The sequence below is a fragment of the Achromobacter sp. MUI-25009338 genome, from assembly GCF_057359325.1.
This window is the reverse complement of sequence record NZ_CM170627.1, coordinates 3994657-4010590: the sequence shown is the minus strand read 5'-3', so window position 1 is coordinate 4010590 and position 15934 is coordinate 3994657. Positions and strand designations below refer to the sequence as shown.

Here is a 15934-nt window from a genome sequence, read left to right as displayed (position 1 = left end):
CTGCCCGACGCGTTCTTCGACCGCGACGCGGCGCAGCTGGCGCGCGAGCTGCTGGGCAAGGTGATCCGGCATCGCGTCGGCGACCTGTGGCTGGCGGCGCGCATCATCGAGACCGAGGCCTACTACCTGGAAGAGAAGGGCAGCCACGCCTCGCTCGGCTACACCCACAAGCGCCGCGCGCTCTTCATGGACGGCGGCACGGTCTACATGTATTACGCCCGCGGCGGGGATTCGCTGAACTTCAGCGCGGGCGGTCCCGGCAACGCCGTGCTGATCAAGTCCGGCTATCCCTATACCGACGCGCTGTCCGGTCCGCGTTCGCTGGCCCGCATGCAGGAACTGAACCCGGACGCGCAGGGCCGGCCGCGGCCGCCGGGACGCCTGTGCGCCGGCCAGACGCTGCTGTGCCGGGCGCTGGGGCTGAAGGTGCCGGACTGGGACGCGCGCCGCTTCGACGCTCGCGGCCTTTACGTGGAAGACGTCGGCGAGGCGCCGGCGGCGCTGATCTGCACCACGCGGCTGGGCATACCGCAAGGCCGCGACGAACACCTGAGCTACCGTTTCGTGGACCCGGCTTATGCCGCCTTCTGCACCCGCAATCCGCTGCGGCGCGGCCAGCGCGCCGGCCACGACTATGTGTGGGTGGACCGCCAGGGCGTCGTGCTGGAGCGGGCGCCTGACGCGGTTTGATGGGGGAATGCGGGCTTTCGCCAGCCGATGGGTTCCGCGCGTTTGACGGTTTCGTTCTTGCGGATGGCATCTCGCGCTGCACCCATCCTACGGCATGTCGCGGGTGGTCGTAGGATGGGTGCAGCGCGGCAAGCCCCGCCAAAAAAATCGGATGCTCAACGCGCGGAACCCATCGGGCGTCCCAATCCGCCCCTAACCCAGGCGCGCCTGCAGGCGCGCGCGCATGGACGTGGACTTGCGCTCGATGCGGCGGCGGTTCAGGCGCTTGCTCCAGGCGTATACCGGGATCAGCGGCAGCCCGCCGAAGCCGTCGATCAGGTACAGGCCGGGCTTGCCGTCGGCGTTCAGGCCGCAGGCGATGTTGCTGGCGGAAATGTCGTGCAGCACCACGTGGGCGTCGGCCAGGTCTTCGAAGAACTCGTCGAGCTGCGCGTTCAGCGCCGCGTCCAGCTTGCCCTGGTAGGCCAGGTCGGCGACGGTGGGGGCGATGTTGCCCTCGGCGTCGCAGATCTTCTCGACCAGCAGGCCCAGGCCGAGCGTGGTCTGGGCCACGCCCAGGATGCGGGCCATGGGCACCTGCCACACGCCCGAAGGCCGGGTGGTGGTGGTGACGTATTCGGAGATCTCGTTCAGGTAGACGCGGTAGGCGCTTTCGCGCTGATACTGCTTGTACCAGCGCTTGAACGGGCGCGTCTCCAGGTACACGGCGCGGGCGCGCATGTCCATGACCTTGACGAGCAGGGACGGCATGTGCGGATGCTGGAAGATATGCCGGTCGTGACCGGTGGCGAGCGGCGTTGCGGCGTCCAGATCCAGCGGGCCGAAAACCGACTGGAACGAAGCCGCGGACATACAGGAGAAAGGATCGGCGGGATTCAAGGCTGAGACCTGTTTGGTTGGTCCTGAGTGTAATCCCGTTGGCGGCCAAAAGCAGTCGGGCAACTCCGGATCGGGCGGCGCCGGCCCTACAATCCTGGCTTTGGAGACGCATGCTTTGAACGATATTCTGCTTTGGGTCGCCGCCGGCGGCGCGGTGCTGGCTTTTCTGGCGGCCTTGCTGGCCTGGCTGCGGCCGCCCGCCCGGGACGCGCGCCTGGACGCGCTGCTCGACGGGCTGGAACGGACCGAGCGCGCGCTGCGCGCCGAAATCGCGGAAGGCCAGCGCGGGCTGCGCAGCGAATTCGCCGAAGGCCAGCGCGCGCTGCGCGCCGAAGCCGCCCAGTCGCAGGACGAACTGCGCGCGGGCCTGGCGCGCGACGCCCAGGCCGCCCGCGCCGAGTCGGCGCAATCGCTGGCGCGCTTCGCCACGGGCTTCTCGGAACAGCTGCAAGGCCTCATCCAGATCAACGAGCGCCGCCTGATGGAAGTGCGCGCCACCGTCGACCAGCGCCTGCAGGCGTTGCAAACCGACAACAGCGCCAAGCTCGAGGAAATGCGCCGCACCGTGGACGAGAAGCTGCACGCCACGCTGGAGCAGCGCCTGGGCGAATCCTTCAAGCTGGTGTCGGACCGGCTCGAAGCGGTGCACAAGGGATTGGGCGAAATGCAGGCCCTGGCCGCCGGCGTGGGCGACCTCAAGCGCGTGCTGACCAACGTCAAGTCGCGCGGCACCTGGGGCGAAGTGCAGCTCGCCCGGCTGATCGAAGACAACATGACGCCGGACCAGTACGCCAGCAACATCAAGCCCGTGCCGGGCAGCGACGCGGTGGTGGAATTCGCCATCCGCCTGCCGGGCCGGGGCGAGGGCGCGGGCCCGGTCTGGCTGCCCATCGACGCCAAATTCCCCAAGGAAGAATACGAGCGCCTCATGGACGCGCAGGACGCCGCCGACGCCGAAGGCGTGAAGACCGCCGGCGCCGCGCTGGGCCGCGCGGTCGAGCTGCAGGCGCGCGCCATCGCCGCCAAATACGTGGCGCCGCCGCACACCACCGACTTCGCCATCATGTTCCTGCCCACGGAAAGCCTGTATGCCGAAGTGCTGCGCCGTCCGGGCCTGCTCGACCGGCTGCACGATCTGCGGGTCAACGTGGCCGGCCCCAGCAATCTGGCGGCGCTGCTCAACAGCCTGCAAATGGGGTTCCGCACGCTGGCGATCGAACAGCGTTCGTCCGAAGTCTGGCAGGTGCTGCGCGCGGTCAAGACCGAATTCGGCAAGTTCGGCGACGCGCTGGCCAGCGTGAAGAAAACGCTGGACACCGCCAGCAACAAGATCGGCCAGACCGAGGTGCGCACGCGCGCCATGCTGCGCAACCTGAAAGACGTGGAGGCGCTGCCCGAGGCCGACGCGCGGCTGCTGCTGGGCGAAGCCGGCGACGAGCCGGAGCCGGACGAACCCGGGCCGCGCTGAGCCCTCGGTCCGGGGCTGGCGGGCATGCCCTTGTTGCCCGCTGCTTGTGCCGATATCCTGGGGGCTACGGCAATTCGCCGTCGATACCAGGAGCATCGCAGCATGAGCACCGCCGAACGCCATGATTCCTCCCCCCTCGACGCGACGGCGCTGGGCGCCGACATCGCGCTGGGGGTCACGACCGCGCAAGCCGCCATGCAGCAGGCGCTGGACCGGGTGGCGGCCCGCAACCCCGCGATCAACGCGGCCTGCGGCGTGCAGGCCGAGACCGGCCTGCACCTGGCGAAACTGCTGGACGACGAACTGGCCGCGATGCCCGCCGGCCAGCGGCAGGCGCAATTGCAGCGGCGTCCGTTCCTGGGCGTGCCCACCTTGCTCAAGGATCTCGGCACCGCCGCGCTGGGCCTGCCCAGCGCCATGGGCTCGGTGCTGTACGGCCAGGTCGAATGGAACGTCGACGCCGAACTCGTCAAGCGCTACCGCCGCGCCGGCCTGATCCCCTTCGGCCGCAGCACCAGCGCGGAACTGGGCCTGAGCCCCACCACCGAATCGCCCGTCTACGGCCCGGCCACGCAGAATCCCTGGAAGGCCGGCCACAGCGCCGGCGGCTCCAGCGGCGGCGCGGGCGCGGCGCTGGCCAGCGGCATGGTGCGCATCGCGCACGGCAGCGACGGCGGCGGCTCGATCCGCATCCCGTCCTCGTGCTGCGGCGTACTGGGCCTGAAGCCCTCGCGCGGGCTGATGCCGCTGGGTCCGCTCAAGGGCGAGGGCTGGGGCGGCCTGGCCACCGAACACATGATGACGCTGTCGGTGCGCGACTGCGCCGCCGCGCTGGACATCAGCGCCGGCGCCGACGTGGGCGCGCCGTACGCCGCGCCGGCCCAGCCGCCCGAGTCCTACCGCACCGTCGTGGCGCGGGTGGCGGCCGATCCGTACGCGGCCGCGCGCCGCCGCATCGCGTTCGTCACCACCACCTACGAAGGCGAGGCCATCCATCCCGAAGTCGCGGCCGTGGTGGACGAGGCCGCCCGTTTCTTCGCCGGGCTGGGCCATGAGCTGGCGCCGGCCGCGCCGCCGGTCGGCTCCGAAGAGGTGCTCTCGCCCATGCTGCCCCTGATCGCCAGCGCCGCGGCCAACGCCATCGACGCTTTCGTCGGCGCGCGCGGCAAGCGGCTGGCCGCCGACGAGCTGCAGCCCACCACGCTAGGCGCGCGCGAATACGCGCGCGCCATCTCCGGCGCGCAATACGTGGCCTGCGTGGACACCTGCCACGAGATCACCCGCCGGGTCGGGCGCTTCCTGGCGCGCGAAGGCGCGCAGGGCTACGACCTGTTCCTCAGCCCGGTGCTGGCGCAGCCGCCGGCGCCCATCGGCCGCTATGCCATGGACAACGCCGACTATCTGGCCTACCGTCTGGGCAAGAAGGGCGTGATCGGCTATTCGCCGTTTGCGCCGCTGGCCAACCTGACCGGCATGCCCGCCATCTCCATTCCCTACGGCATGTCGTCCGACGGCCTGCCCATCGGCATCCAGCTGATGGGGCCGTTGGGCAGCGAGGCCCTGCTGCTGGAGCTGGCCGCGCAGGTCGAGGCGCTGCGGCCCTGGGCCCTGGTGGCGCCCATGGCCCGCTGAGGCCGGCGCGCCGCGCGGACCCGCGGCAAGACACACGGAGGCTCGCCCATGCCATCGTTCGAGACGCACATCGTGTTCAATCAGGTCCCGCCCCTGGAGGACTATTCGCTGTACGAGACCGACCCGGCGCTGCGCGCAGCGGTAAGCCGCGAGGGCGCGCAGGCCTGGGCCGGCGAGCTGGCCGAGCACGGCGCCTGGCTGGGCCGCGCGCAGACGCTGGAAGCCGGCGCCCAGGCCAACCGCCATAAGCCGCAGCTGCACAGCTACGACCGCAGCGGCCACCGCATCGACCACATCGAATTCCATCCGTCATGGAACCTGCTGATGAGCGGCATCATGGCGCGCGGCCTGCACAGCCGGGCCTGGCAGCATCCCGAGCCGGGCGCGCAGGTGGCGCGCGCGGCGGCCTACCTGATGCAGGGCCAGGTCGAGGCCGGCACGCTGTGCCCCACCACCATGACCTTCGCCGCGGTGCCGCTGCTGCAGCGCGAGCCGGCCGGCGCCGTGGACTTCGGCGGCCTGTGGCTCAACGCCCTGTACGCGCGCGAATTCGACGGCGCCGACGCGCCGCTGGCGGCCAAGCGCAGCGCCCTGATCGGCATGGGCCTGACCGAGAAGCAGGGCGGCTCCGACCTGCGCGCCGTGACCACGCGCGCCGCGCCGCTGGGCGCGCCGGGCCGCGGCAGCCCCTACCGGCTGGTGGGGCACAAATGGTTTTTCTCGGTGCCGCAGGCCGATGCGCATCTGGTGCTTGCGCAGACCGACGAAGGGCTGGGCTGCTTTTTCGTGCCGCGCTGGATACCCGACGGCCCGCGCAACGCCGTGCGCGTGCGGCGCCTGAAGGACAAGCTGGGCAATTGCAGCAGCGCCAGCGCCGAGGTCGAGTTCGAAGACGCCTGGGGCGTGCTGCTGGGCGAACCGGGCCGCGGCCTGGTCGCGCTGCTCGAAATGGCCGCCACCACGCGGCTGGACTGCGTGCTGGGCAGCAGCGCGCTGCTGCGGCAGGCGCTGGTGCAGGGCGTCCATCATGCGCGCCACCGCCACGCTTTCGGCAAGCCCCTGCTCGAACAGCCGCTGATGCGCAATGTGCTGGCCGACCTGGCGCTGGAAAGCGAGGCCGCCACGGCGCTGGCCTTGCGGCTGGCGCGCGCCGTGGATGAACGCGCCGACGCCGGGGCCCGCGCCCTGGTCCGCGTGGGCACGCCCGCCGCCAAGCTCTGGGTCTGCAAGCGCGCCGTCGCCGCGGTGGCCGAATGCATGGAAGTCTGGGGCGGCAACGGCTACGTCGAAGACGGCCCCATGCCCAGGCTCTACCGCGAAACGCCGGTCAATTCCATCTGGGAGGGCTCGGCCAACGTGATGGCGCTGGACGTGTTGCGCGCCCTGCAGCGCGAGGAAGAGGCGCTGCCGGCGCTGGAGCGCGAACTGGCCGCGGCGCGGGGGCAGAACCGGGACTTCGACGAAGCCCTGGCGCGCTGGCGCGCGCTCTTGGCCGATCCGGCCCAGGCGCCGTTCCAGGCGCGGCGCATCGCCGCCGGCCTGGCGCGCCTGTGGCAGGCCGCCTTGCTGATCCAGCACGCCCCGGACGCCGTCGCCCAGGCCTTCGCCGCCAGCCGCTTGCGTCCCGATGGCGGCATCTTCGGCGAACTCGACGCGGGGACGGATACCCGGGCGATCCTGGCGCGCGCCTGGCCCGCCGCCGCGTGCTAAATTTCCCGGCTCGACAACCCTTTGCGCATTTTTTCGCCATGCTCACCCAGCAAGAACTCAAGCAGCAAGCCGCCGACGCGGCCCTGGAACTCGTTGAACAAGTCGCCGGCCCGGACGTCGTCATCGGCGTGGGCACCGGCTCCACCGCCGACCTGTTCATCGACGGCCTGGCCCGCTTCAAGGACCGCATCGGCGGCACGGTGGCCAGCTCGGAGCGCAGCGCCGCCCGGCTCGCCGGCCACGGCCTGAAAGTGCTGGATCTGAACGACGTCGCCGGCATGCCGATCTACGTGGACGGCGCCGACGAGATCGACGCCAACCTGCACATGATCAAGGGCGGCGGCGGGGCCCTGACGCGCGAGAAAATCGTGGCTTCGGTGGCCGACCGCTACATCTGTATCGCCGACGAATCCAAGCTGGTGCAGACCATGGGCAAGTTCCCGCTGCCCGTCGAAGTCATCCCCATGGCCCGCGAATCCGTGGCCCGCGCCCTGGCGGCCCTGGGCGGCCAGCCCAGGCTGCGCGAAGGCTTCGTCACCGACAACGGCAACATCATCCTCGACGTCGCCGGCCTGTCCATCACCGACGCCCCGGGCCTCGAAGCCCGCCTGAACAACCTGCCCGGCGTGGTCACCTGCGGCCTGTTCGCGCTGGCCGGCGCCGACGTGGCGCTGCTGGCCACCCAGACCGGCATCCGCCGCCTGGACCGCAAGGCCTGAGCCGCCGCCCGTCCGGGCGCCGCAAACCCCGAACCGCCACGCCTTGCGGGCGGTCCGGGGGCGATTCATAATCCTGTCACACTTGGGTCATAACCTTGCCGGCTGTGCAAGCCCAGCTCATAACACCTTTCAATGTCGGGGCAGTGCAATGAGATCAACCACGCAGGGAGCCCGGATGTCGGAGCACACTAACAAGCAGTTCGACGCGGATCTGGAAAGCGTCCGTTCGCAGTTCTTGCAAATGGGCGGCTTGGTGGAAGCCATGATCCAGGAGGCCATCGACGCGCTGGCCAGCGGCGACCTGTCGCTCGTCGAAAAAGTCCGCGAGCGTGAAAAGGAAGTCAATCGCCACGAAGTGGAGATCGACGAAAGCATCAGCCGCATCCTCGCCCGCCACCAGCCCACCGCCATCGACCTGCGCATGCTGATGGCCGTGTCCAAGATGCTGACCGACATGGAACGCTCCGGCGACGAAGCCGAGAAAGTCGCCACCGTCGCCCGCCGCATCCACGAGGGCGAGCTGCGCCACATCCCCGTCATCGAACTGCGCCACATGGCCGCCGCCGTGCGCACCATGCTGCACCAGGCCCTGGACGCCTTCGCCCGCCTCGACCCCATCCAGGCCGCCGCCGTCGTGCGCAGCGACAAGGAAGTGGACAAGGAATGGAAGGGCGCGCTGCGCCACCTGATCACCTACATGATCGAAGACCCGCGCACCATCTCGCGCGCCATCGACATGATCTTCGTCGCCCGCGCGCTGGAGCGCATCGGCGATCACGCCAAGAACATGTCCGAACGCGTCATCTACATGGTCAAGGGCGCCGACGTACGCCACACCGGCGTCAAGAACACCGAACGCCTGGCCCGCGGCGACGAAGACACGCCCGAAGACCAAAAGCCCGAGTAGGCCGGGTCACCCAAGCGCCAACACCGTTGCAGCCGAAAGCCGGGGATCGGCCACCCCGGCTCGGCGCCCATCCACTCGCCCGGCCATCCGCCGTCCGAACCCCGGCAGCGCCGGCGCAGCAATCTCCACGTCATACCAGCCCGATACGTGGGGGCAATCAAGCGCCACCTCGCCCGCGCCAGGCAAGCGAACCGCGGTTTTCCATCCATCGCCCATCCGCGAAGCGAGCTCCACCTCCATCGCCGCTTCCCCGCGATTCGCCAGCCGGACCCGTATGCCGCCGGCATCCCCGCGAACCGGCCGAGCCTCCAGAAGCGCCGAATTCCCGCGGAACCGCCGATGAAACCCATCCGGCCCCAGCACCCACAAATCGTAGGCTCCGTCCGCATCCACCGCCCAGCCATCCTCCAGGCGCGCTCCCGCGCCCAGCGTGTACCGCCGCGGCGCCCGGTCCAGCGCCAGCCGGTCATACACATGCAGCACGGCGGCCGCCGTCCCCACATTGCGCAAGGTCAGCCGGTAATGCCTGCCGTCGCCGGCCATCGTCCCCTCGACCTCCAGCGCATACGGCAGCGGGCATGAACGGCGTCCGCCGCCGGCCGCAACCGGTCCGCGGTCGCCGGCGAAATCGAAAGCCGCCGTCAGGTCCCCCGTCACCGCCCGTCGCCAGGCGCTGATGTTGGGCTCGGCCACCCCGAACCTGGCCTCCAGGAAACGGATCACCGAAGTATGGTCGTACACCTGCGAATCGACCCAGCCGCCGCGGCTCCACGGTGAAATCGCCAGCATCGGCACCCGCGGACCCAGGCCGAACCCGCGTCCGTGCAATCCTGGTGGGTCGTCCGGCGTGCCCGCGCTGGGGCCGACCCGCGCGTCGTGGTACTCCCCGTCCAGCTCCACCGTGGACAGGCCGCCCGACGAACCGTCGAGGGGGCGCGCCGGCGGCGCCGGCGGCGGCATGTGGTCGAAGAAGCAATCGTTTTCGTCGTACGTGACGAAGAACACGCAGCCGCTCCAGACCTCGGGGTTGCGGGTCAGGATGTCCAGCACGCGCTCCGTATACGCGCCGCCCCGGCGCGGCGACGACACTTCCGGGTGCTCGGAATCGGCCGTGGGCGCGATGATCCACGACACCTGCGGCAGCGTGCCCCGGGCCACGTCGCGGGCCAGGTCGTCGAGCGTGCGGGTCGTCAGCCCGCGTTCGCGCAGCGGCGCCTCGGCCGCGCCGCTCTCGTGTTCGCGGCGGTACTGTCTGAAGCCCGCCAGCGGGTTGTCGTGATAGTTGTCCGCCATGTCCTGGTAAATGCGCCAGTCCACCCCCGCGGCCTGCAGGCGCTCGGGGTAGGTGGTCCAGGCATAGCCTTCGCCGGCCGGCCCCAGCCGGTCGAAGGTGTTGACCAGCGCCGGGCCGCCGGCCAGCCCGGCCGGGTCGTTGGTGCCGGTCCACAGGAACAGCCGGTTCGGATTGGTGCCGGCGTGTATCGAGCAGTGATAGGCGTCGCACAGCGTGAAGGCCTCGGCCAGCGCGGTCTGGAAGGGCACGTCGGCGGCCTCGTAGGCGCCCATGCCCAGCCGGCTCTTGGCCGGCAGCCACTGGTCCATGCGGCCGTCGTTCCAGGCGCGCTGGGCGTCGTCCCAGGTATGCGGCGTGATGTAGCCCACCGGCGTGTCGGCCGCGTACTGCGCGCGCAGCGCATAGGGCCGCACGCGCGCCGCGCCGTCGGCCTGGGTCAGCACGTCGCCCGCGGCCGTGGGCGCGGGCAGCGGATCGGCAAAGCCGCGCACCCCGGGCAGGGCGCCGAAATAATGGTCGAACGAGCGGTTCTCCTGCATCAGGATCACCACGTGGCGCACGTCCCGCAGCGTGCCGCTGCGGCGGTCGGGGGCGATTTCCAGGGCGCGTGCGATCGAGGCAAACGTGGCGGCGGTGGCGGACAAGGTGTTTTCCATGGGAGCGGCGGACGATAAGGCTATCTTAAGCTGCGGCGCGGCCGAAGCCGAAAGCGCGAAGCCCCTCGCGCTGCGAGGGGCTTCGGGGGCGGCGCCTGCCTGGCGGGCGCCGCGGGCCGGTGGGCCGGATTCAGGCCGAAGGCGGAACGTAGCCCTGGGCTTCGACGTTGCCGTCTTCGAACAGGAAGCGCTCCATCTGCTGCTGCAGGTATTTGCGCGCCCGGGCGTCGGCCAGGTTCAGGCGGTTTTCATTGACCAGGCGCGTCTGGATGGCTTTCCATTCTTCCCAGGCTTCCTTGGAGATGCTTTGCCAGATGCGGGTGCCGAGTTCGCCGGGGTAGGGCGGGAAATCCAGCCCTTCGGCTTCACGCTTCAATTTCACACAGTTGATGATACGAGCCATGATTACGCTGCCGGAAAAATAAATAAGGCCTCATTTTAGCGGGCTTGGCGGTCCCTGACCGCCAAGCCCCTTCGGGCTCTGCGGTCAGGGACCGCGCCGCCTACAGTTTCTTGATGAAGACCAGGCTGTTGCGCGAACGGTTGTAGTTGTTCTGCTTTTCGCGCGGCAGGTCGGCGATGCCGCCCTGCACGAAGCCGCGCTTCATGAACCAGTGCGAGGTCCGGGTGGTCAGCACGAAGAGCCGCTTGGCGCCCGCGGCGCGCGCCCGCGATTCCATGTGGCGCAGCAGGATCTCGCCTTCGCCGGAGCCCTGCCATTCCGGGTGCACGATCAGGCAGGCCATTTCCGCCATCTGTTCCTCGGGGAAATTGTGCAGGGTGGCGCAGCCGTAGATCACGGCGTCGTGCTCCAGCACCGTGAAGTTCTCCACGTCGCGCTCGACCACGCTGCGCGGGCGCGGCACCAGCGTGCCGTCGGCCTCCAGCGGCTCGATCAGGCTGAGAATGGCGCCCACGTCGTCGATGGTGGCCGGGCGCAGATCGTCCAGCGTGTCCTCGACCACCATGGTGCCCACGCCGTCGTGGGTGAAGATCTCCAGCAGCACGCTGCCGTCCAGCGTGAAGGGCAGCAGGTGCGCGCGGGCCACGCCGCGCTTGACCGCCAGGGAGGCGCATTGCAGGAAGGCGTGGGTTTCCTCGTCCAGCGTGCCTGCGGCCAGCAGCGCGTCGGCGTCCACGCGCGCCAGTTCGGTGTCCAGCGTGCCGTCGTCGTTCATCACGCCCGGCGAGCCGGACAGGAAGATGAGCTTCTCGGCGCGCAGCGCCACCGCCACGCTGGTGGCCAGGTCTTCCATCGCCAGGTTGAAGGCGTCGCCCGTGGGCGAGAAGCCCAGCGGCGACAGCAGCACCACGGACGAGGCTTTCTCGATGGCGAACTTGAGCGCGTCGATGTCGATCTTGCGGACCTGGCCGGTGTGCTTGTAGTCGACGCCGTCGATCACGCCGGCCGGGCGCGCGGTGACGAAATTGCCGGAGATCACGCGGATGTGCGAATGCGACATGGGCGTGTTCGGCAGCCCCTGGCTGAAGGCGGCCTCGATGTCCAGGCGGATTTCGCCGGCGGCTTCCTTGGCGCATTCCAGCGCGGCGGCGTCGGTGGGCGACATGCCGCGGTCGAACTGCTGGGTGAACCCCTTCAGGCGCAGCTGCTCATTGACCTGCGGACGCGAGCCGTGCACCAGCACCAGGCGGATGCCCAGCGAGGACAGCAGCGACAGGTCCTGCACCAGCGCGTTGAGCGCGCCGGCCTGCACCAGCTCGCCGCCGAACGCCACCACGAACGTCTTGCCTCGGAACGCATGCACGTGCGGCGCCACGTCGCGGAACCATCGGACGAACTGGGCGGGCGCGAATTCTGGGGCTTCGAGGGCGGAAACGGTGTCTGGTTCCAGGTCGGGCATGATGGTGGGAGGGATTCCTGAGAGTCGTCGAGAACGCGGCCTCATGCCGCGTCATGGCGCCGTCGCGCGGACGGCGTGGCGAAATTATATGACCGCCGGGGCCTGTCCCGCAGGCCCCATCCGCGACGCGCCGCGGCCGGCCGGGGGCAGGCGGGCGCGCGAAAATTTATAATGGCGGGCTAACCGGACTATCGTACATGCCTGAATCCTCCAGCCCGCGGGCGCCCAGGGCCGCCGTGGCAAACGCGCCCCGGGCGCCGCGTCCCAAGCGGCCCATCCCCGCGGTGACCTATCCCGAAGACCTGCCCGTCAGCGCGCGGCGCCAGGAGATCGCGCGCGCCATCGCCGGCCACCAGGTGGTGATCGTCAGCGGCGAGACCGGCTCGGGCAAGACCACGCAGCTGCCCAAGATCTGCCTGGAACTCGGCCGCGGCCGCCAGAAGATGATCGGCCATACCCAGCCGCGCCGCCTGGCGGCGACCTCGGTGGCCAAGCGCATCGCCGAGGAGCTGAATACGCCCATGGGCGAGGTGGTGGGCTACCAGGTGCGCTTCAACGACCGCACCGGCCCGAACGCTTCCATCAAGCTGATGACCGACGGCATCCTGCTGGCGGAGTCGCAGCGCGACCCGCTCTTGCGCCGCTACGACACCATCATCATCGACGAGGCGCACGAACGCAGCCTGAACATCGATTTCCTGCTGGGCTACCTCAAGCAGCTGCTGCCGCGCCGCCCGGACCTGAAGCTCATCATCACCTCGGCCACCATCGACGCCGAGCGCTTCGCCCGCCACTTCGCGGCGTCCGAAGACCGGCCGGCGCCGGTCATCGAAGTCTCCGGCCGCCTGTATCCGGTCGAGGTCCGCTACCGTCCCGTGCGTGAAGAGCCGGCCGAAGGCGAGGCGCCGGCCGCCGGCAAGCCCGGGCGCGAGCGCATGTCGGGCGACGAGGAGCGCGACCTGATCGACGCCATCGTGGACGCCGTGGACGAATGCGCGCGCCACGGCCCGGGCGACGTGCTGGTGTTCCTGCCCGGCGAGCGCGAAATCCGCGAATCGGCCGAGGCGTTGCGCAAGCGCCATCCGGCCGGCACCGAGGTGCTGCCGCTGTACGCCCGGCTGTCGCAGGCCGAGCAGGAGCAGATCTTCCATCCGCGCACCAATGCGCGGCGCATCGTGCTGGCCACCAACGTGGCGGAAACCTCGCTGACCGTACCCGGCATCCGCTTCGTGGTCGACAGCGGGCTGGCGCGCGTCAAGCGCTATTCGTGGCGCAACAAGGTCGAGCAGCTGCGCATCGAGCCGGTCAGCCGCGCCTCGGCCAACCAGCGCGCCGGCCGTTGCGGCCGGGTGGGGCCGGGCGTCTGCATCCGCCTCTACGACGAGCAGGACTTCAATAACCGCGCCGCGTTCACCGATCCGGAAGTGCTGCGCTCGTCGCTGGCCTCGGTCATCCTGCGGATGAAGTCGCTGAAGCTGGACGATATCGAGCAGTTCCCGTTCGTGGAGGCGCCACCGGGGCGCGCGGTGGCCGACGGCTACCACCTGCTGCAGGAGCTGGGCGCCATCGAACTGGCCGCCGCCGCGAACGAGGACGCCGACGGCGCGCGCACCGGCGCGGCCTTCGCCCTGACCCGCACCGGCCACGAACTGGCCAAGCTGCCCGTGGACCCGCGCATCGGCCGCATGATCCTGGCCGCGCGCGAACACCAGTGCCTGGCGGAAATGCTGATCATCGCCTCGGCCCTGTCGGTGCAGGACCCGCGCGACCGTCCCATGCAGGAGCGCGAGGCGGCCGAGGCCGCGCACGCCAAGTTCGCCGACGACAAGTCGGAGTTCATCTCCTTCCTGAAGCTGTGGCGCTGGTACGGCGAACAGGTGCAGCACAAGGCCTCGCAGCGCAAGCTGGTGGCCCTGCTGCGCCAGAATTTCCTGTCGCCCATCCGGCTGCGCGAATGGCACGACGTGCACACCCAGCTTGCCGCCCTGGTGGGCGAGCAGGGCTGGCGCGTCAACCAGACCGAAGCCACGTACGAACAACTGCACCTGGCGCTGCTGTCGGGCCTGCTGGGCAATATCGGCTTCAAGAGCGACGAGGGCGGCCACTACCAGGGCGCGCGCGAGATCCGCTTCCACATCCATCCGGGCTCGCGGCTGGTGAAGAAGGCGGGGCGCTGGATCGTCGCCGCCGAACTGGTGGAGACCACCCGGCTGTATGCCCGCTGCGTGGCGCGCATCGATCCGGCCTGGCTGGAGAAGGTCGCCGCGCACCTGATCCGCCGGAACTGGTCGGACCCGCGCTGGGAGAAAAAGGCCGGCCAGGTCGTGGCCAACGAACGCGCCACGCTGTACGGGCTGGTGGTCTATTCGGGCCGGCGCATCCATTACGGCCGCGTCAATCCGGCGCACGCGCGCGAACTGTTCATCCGCCAGGCCCTGGTGCCGGGCGAGATCGACACGCGCCTGCCTTTCGTGGCGCACAACCGCAAGCTGATCGCCGGCATCGAGAAGCTGGAGCACCAGACCCGCCGTCCCGACATCCTGGTCGACGACGAGCTGATCTACGCCTTCTACGACCGCCAGCTGCCCGAAGGCATTTCGCAGACCGCCACGCTGGAGAAGTGGGTGGCGGGCCTGGACAAGGAAACGGCCGCCAAGCTGCTGCTGACGCGCGACGAGCTGATGCGGCACGAAGCGGCCGGCGTCACCACCGAGGTGTTTCCCAAGAAGGTGGAATGGCAGGGCGTGTCCATGGCCCTGGACTACCACTTCGAGCCCGGCTCGCCGCGCGACGGGGTGACGCTGTCGGTGCCGCTGTTCGCGCTCAACCAGATCGACCCGGCGCGCTGCGAATGGCTGGTGCCCGGCATGCTCAAGGAAAAGGTGCATCTGCTGCTGAAGTCGCTGCCGCAGAAGCTGCGCCGCCATTGCGTGCCGCTGCCGGATTACGCCGCCGGGTTCTACGAGCGCTGGTTCGAGCGCCTGGGCGATCCGCAGCAGGGGCTGGTGGAGGCCATCATCGCCGACATGTGGGACCAGGTGCAGGTCCGCCCGGCGGTGGGGGATTTCAAGCTGGAAACCCTGCCGGCGCACCTGTTCATGAACTTCCGCGTGGTCGACGAGCACGGCCGCATGCTGGCCGCCGGCCGCAACCTGGCGCAGCTGCGCGCCGAGTTCGGCAAGCAGGCGCAGGCCACCTTCCAGCAGCTGGCGGCCAGCGACACCCAGGTCGCGCAGGCGCTGGCGCACGAGAACCTGACTTCCTGGTCCTTCGGCCCGCTGCCGGAGATCATGGAGATCAAGCGGCGCGGCCAGTCGGTCATCGGCTATCCGGCGCTGGTCGACCGCGGCGCGCACTGCGACCTGGACGTGTTCGACGATCCGGACGAGGCCCGCAAGCACCATCGCGCCGGCCTGCTCAGGCTGTTCCGGCTGGGCCTGCGCGAACAGGTCAAGTTCCTGGAAAAGAACCTGACCGACCTGACCCGCATCAGCATGCTCTACATGACGCTGGGCACGCAGGAAGAGCTGCGCGACCAGATCATCGACTGCGCGCTGGGGCAGGCCTGCCTGGCCGAACCCTGGCCGGTCGACGCGCAGCAGTTCGAGGCGCGCCGCGCCGAGGGCAAGGGCCGGCTCGGCCTGCTGGCCCAGGAAGTGGCGCGGCTGGCGGGGGCGGTGCTGACCGAGTACGCCGCGGTGCTGCGCAAGCTGCCCCAGGCCAAGCCGCACACCGCCGCCTACGCCGACCTGCAGGCGCAGCTGGGCGCGCTGATGCCGAAATGGTTCATCCGCGACACGCCCTATGCGCAGCTGGCGCACTTCCCGCGCTACCTGAAGGCGGTGCAGGCGCGTATCGACAAGCTGCGCGCCGACCCGGCGCGCGACGCCAGGCTGGTGGGCGAGATGGCGCCGCTGCTGACGCAATACCAGCGCGCGCGGGCGGCGCTCAAGGGCGCGCCCGATCCGCGCCTGGACGAGTTCCGCTGGCTGCTGGAGGAGTTGAGGGTGGCGCTGTACGCGCAGGAGCTGCGCACGCCGATGCCGGTTTCGGTGAAACGGCTGATGAAGAGCTGGGAATCGTTGCAGCGCTAGCGCCGGCCGCGGGCGCCGGGGAG

At 70.0% G+C, this 15934-nt stretch carries 11 protein-coding genes; 7 read left to right on the top strand and 4 right to left on the bottom strand.

Annotated elements, in window-relative coordinates:
• Complete coding sequence (locus tag AC1IQ6_RS19000; RefSeq protein WP_181391039.1) at nucleotides 1-690, top strand: DNA-3-methyladenine glycosylase; 690 nt, start codon at nucleotides 1-3, stop codon at nucleotides 688-690.
• Between the two features lie 192 nt (nucleotides 691-882).
• Here AC1IQ6_RS19000 and AC1IQ6_RS18995 read toward each other — a convergent pair whose 3' ends face one another.
• On the bottom strand, nucleotides 883-1542 hold the full coding sequence (locus AC1IQ6_RS18995) for a PhoP regulatory network YrbL family protein (protein ID WP_102774599.1): 660 nt from the start codon (nucleotides 1540-1542) through the stop codon (nucleotides 883-885).
• A gap of 142 nt (nucleotides 1543-1684) precedes the next feature.
• Between AC1IQ6_RS18995 and AC1IQ6_RS18990 the strand changes: the two genes are divergently transcribed.
• The 5 genes from AC1IQ6_RS18990 (at nucleotide 1685) to phoU (ending at nucleotide 8005) form a co-directional block, all read left to right on the top strand.
• The gene (locus AC1IQ6_RS18990) at nucleotides 1685-3037 is read left to right on the top strand and encodes a DNA recombination protein RmuC (protein ID WP_102774598.1); all 1353 of its coding nucleotides are present in this window, start codon (nucleotides 1685-1687) and stop codon (nucleotides 3035-3037) included.
• Nucleotides 3038-3139: 102 nt separating this feature from the next.
• Complete coding sequence (locus tag AC1IQ6_RS18985; protein WP_102774597.1) at nucleotides 3140-4669, top strand: amidase; 1530 nt, start codon at nucleotides 3140-3142, stop codon at nucleotides 4667-4669.
• 48 nt (nucleotides 4670-4717) lie between these two features.
• Entirely contained in the window at nucleotides 4718-6379 is a 1662-nt protein-coding gene (locus AC1IQ6_RS18980; protein WP_102774596.1) for an isovaleryl-CoA dehydrogenase, read from the top strand.
• Nucleotides 6380-6417: 38 nt separating this feature from the next.
• Nucleotides 6418-7098 carry a ribose-5-phosphate isomerase RpiA gene (gene rpiA, locus AC1IQ6_RS18975; RefSeq protein WP_102774595.1) on the top strand — a complete coding sequence of 227 codons (681 nt, stop codon included), beginning with the start codon at nucleotides 6418-6420 and terminating at the stop codon, nucleotides 7096-7098.
• A 175-nt stretch (nucleotides 7099-7273) separates the two neighbouring features.
• Nucleotides 7274-8005 (top strand): phosphate signaling complex protein PhoU, encoded by a 732-nt coding sequence (gene phoU / locus AC1IQ6_RS18970; protein WP_111827063.1) that lies wholly within the window; start codon nucleotides 7274-7276, stop codon nucleotides 8003-8005.
• Between the two features lie 6 nt (nucleotides 8006-8011).
• On the opposite strand, the gene AC1IQ6_RS18965 is transcribed toward phoU, so the two are convergent.
• From AC1IQ6_RS18965 to argA, 3 genes are all read right to left on the bottom strand, one after another.
• Nucleotides 8012-9955, bottom strand: coding sequence for a phosphocholine-specific phospholipase C (locus AC1IQ6_RS18965; RefSeq protein WP_485865168.1), 1944 nt, complete (start codon nucleotides 9953-9955; stop codon nucleotides 8012-8014).
• Between the two features lie 130 nt (nucleotides 9956-10085).
• Complete coding sequence (locus tag AC1IQ6_RS18960) at nucleotides 10086-10358, bottom strand: oxidative damage protection protein (protein WP_102774592.1); 273 nt, start codon at nucleotides 10356-10358, stop codon at nucleotides 10086-10088.
• Between the two features lie 100 nt (nucleotides 10359-10458).
• Entirely contained in the window at nucleotides 10459-11817 is a 1359-nt protein-coding gene (gene argA, locus AC1IQ6_RS18955) for an amino-acid N-acetyltransferase (protein ID WP_102774591.1), read from the bottom strand.
• A gap of 197 nt (nucleotides 11818-12014) precedes the next feature.
• Here argA and hrpA point away from each other — a divergent pair, with 197 nt between their 5' ends.
• Entirely contained in the window at nucleotides 12015-15911 is a 3897-nt protein-coding gene (gene hrpA / locus AC1IQ6_RS18950; protein ID WP_485865167.1) for an ATP-dependent RNA helicase HrpA, read from the top strand.
• The last annotated feature ends 23 nt before the right edge of the window (nucleotides 15912-15934 follow it).

What these genes read in the sequence shown, in the direction of transcription:
- AC1IQ6_RS18995 (WP_102774599.1), bottom strand. Translation starts at nt 1,542, where the DNA reads ATGTCCGCGGCTTCGTTCCAGTCGGTTTTCGGCCCGCTGGATCTGGAC.
- AC1IQ6_RS18985 (WP_102774597.1), top strand. Translation starts at nt 3,140, where the DNA reads ATGAGCACCGCCGAACGCCATGATTCCTCCCCCCTCGACGCGACGGCG.
- AC1IQ6_RS18980 (WP_102774596.1), top strand. Translation starts at nt 4,718, where the DNA reads ATGCCATCGTTCGAGACGCACATCGTGTTCAATCAGGTCCCGCCCCTG.
- rpiA (WP_102774595.1), top strand. Translation starts at nt 6,418, where the DNA reads ATGCTCACCCAGCAAGAACTCAAGCAGCAAGCCGCCGACGCGGCCCTG.
- phoU (WP_111827063.1), top strand. Translation starts at nt 7,274, where the DNA reads ATGTCGGAGCACACTAACAAGCAGTTCGACGCGGATCTGGAAAGCGTC.
- AC1IQ6_RS18965 (WP_485865168.1), bottom strand. Translation starts at nt 9,955, where the DNA reads ATGGAAAACACCTTGTCCGCCACCGCCGCCACGTTTGCCTCGATCGCA.
- AC1IQ6_RS18960 (WP_102774592.1), bottom strand. Translation starts at nt 10,358, where the DNA reads ATGGCTCGTATCATCAACTGTGTGAAATTGAAGCGTGAAGCCGAAGGG.
- argA (WP_102774591.1), bottom strand. Translation starts at nt 11,817, where the DNA reads ATGCCCGACCTGGAACCAGACACCGTTTCCGCCCTCGAAGCCCCAGAA.
- hrpA (WP_485865167.1), top strand. Translation starts at nt 12,015, where the DNA reads ATGCCTGAATCCTCCAGCCCGCGGGCGCCCAGGGCCGCCGTGGCAAAC.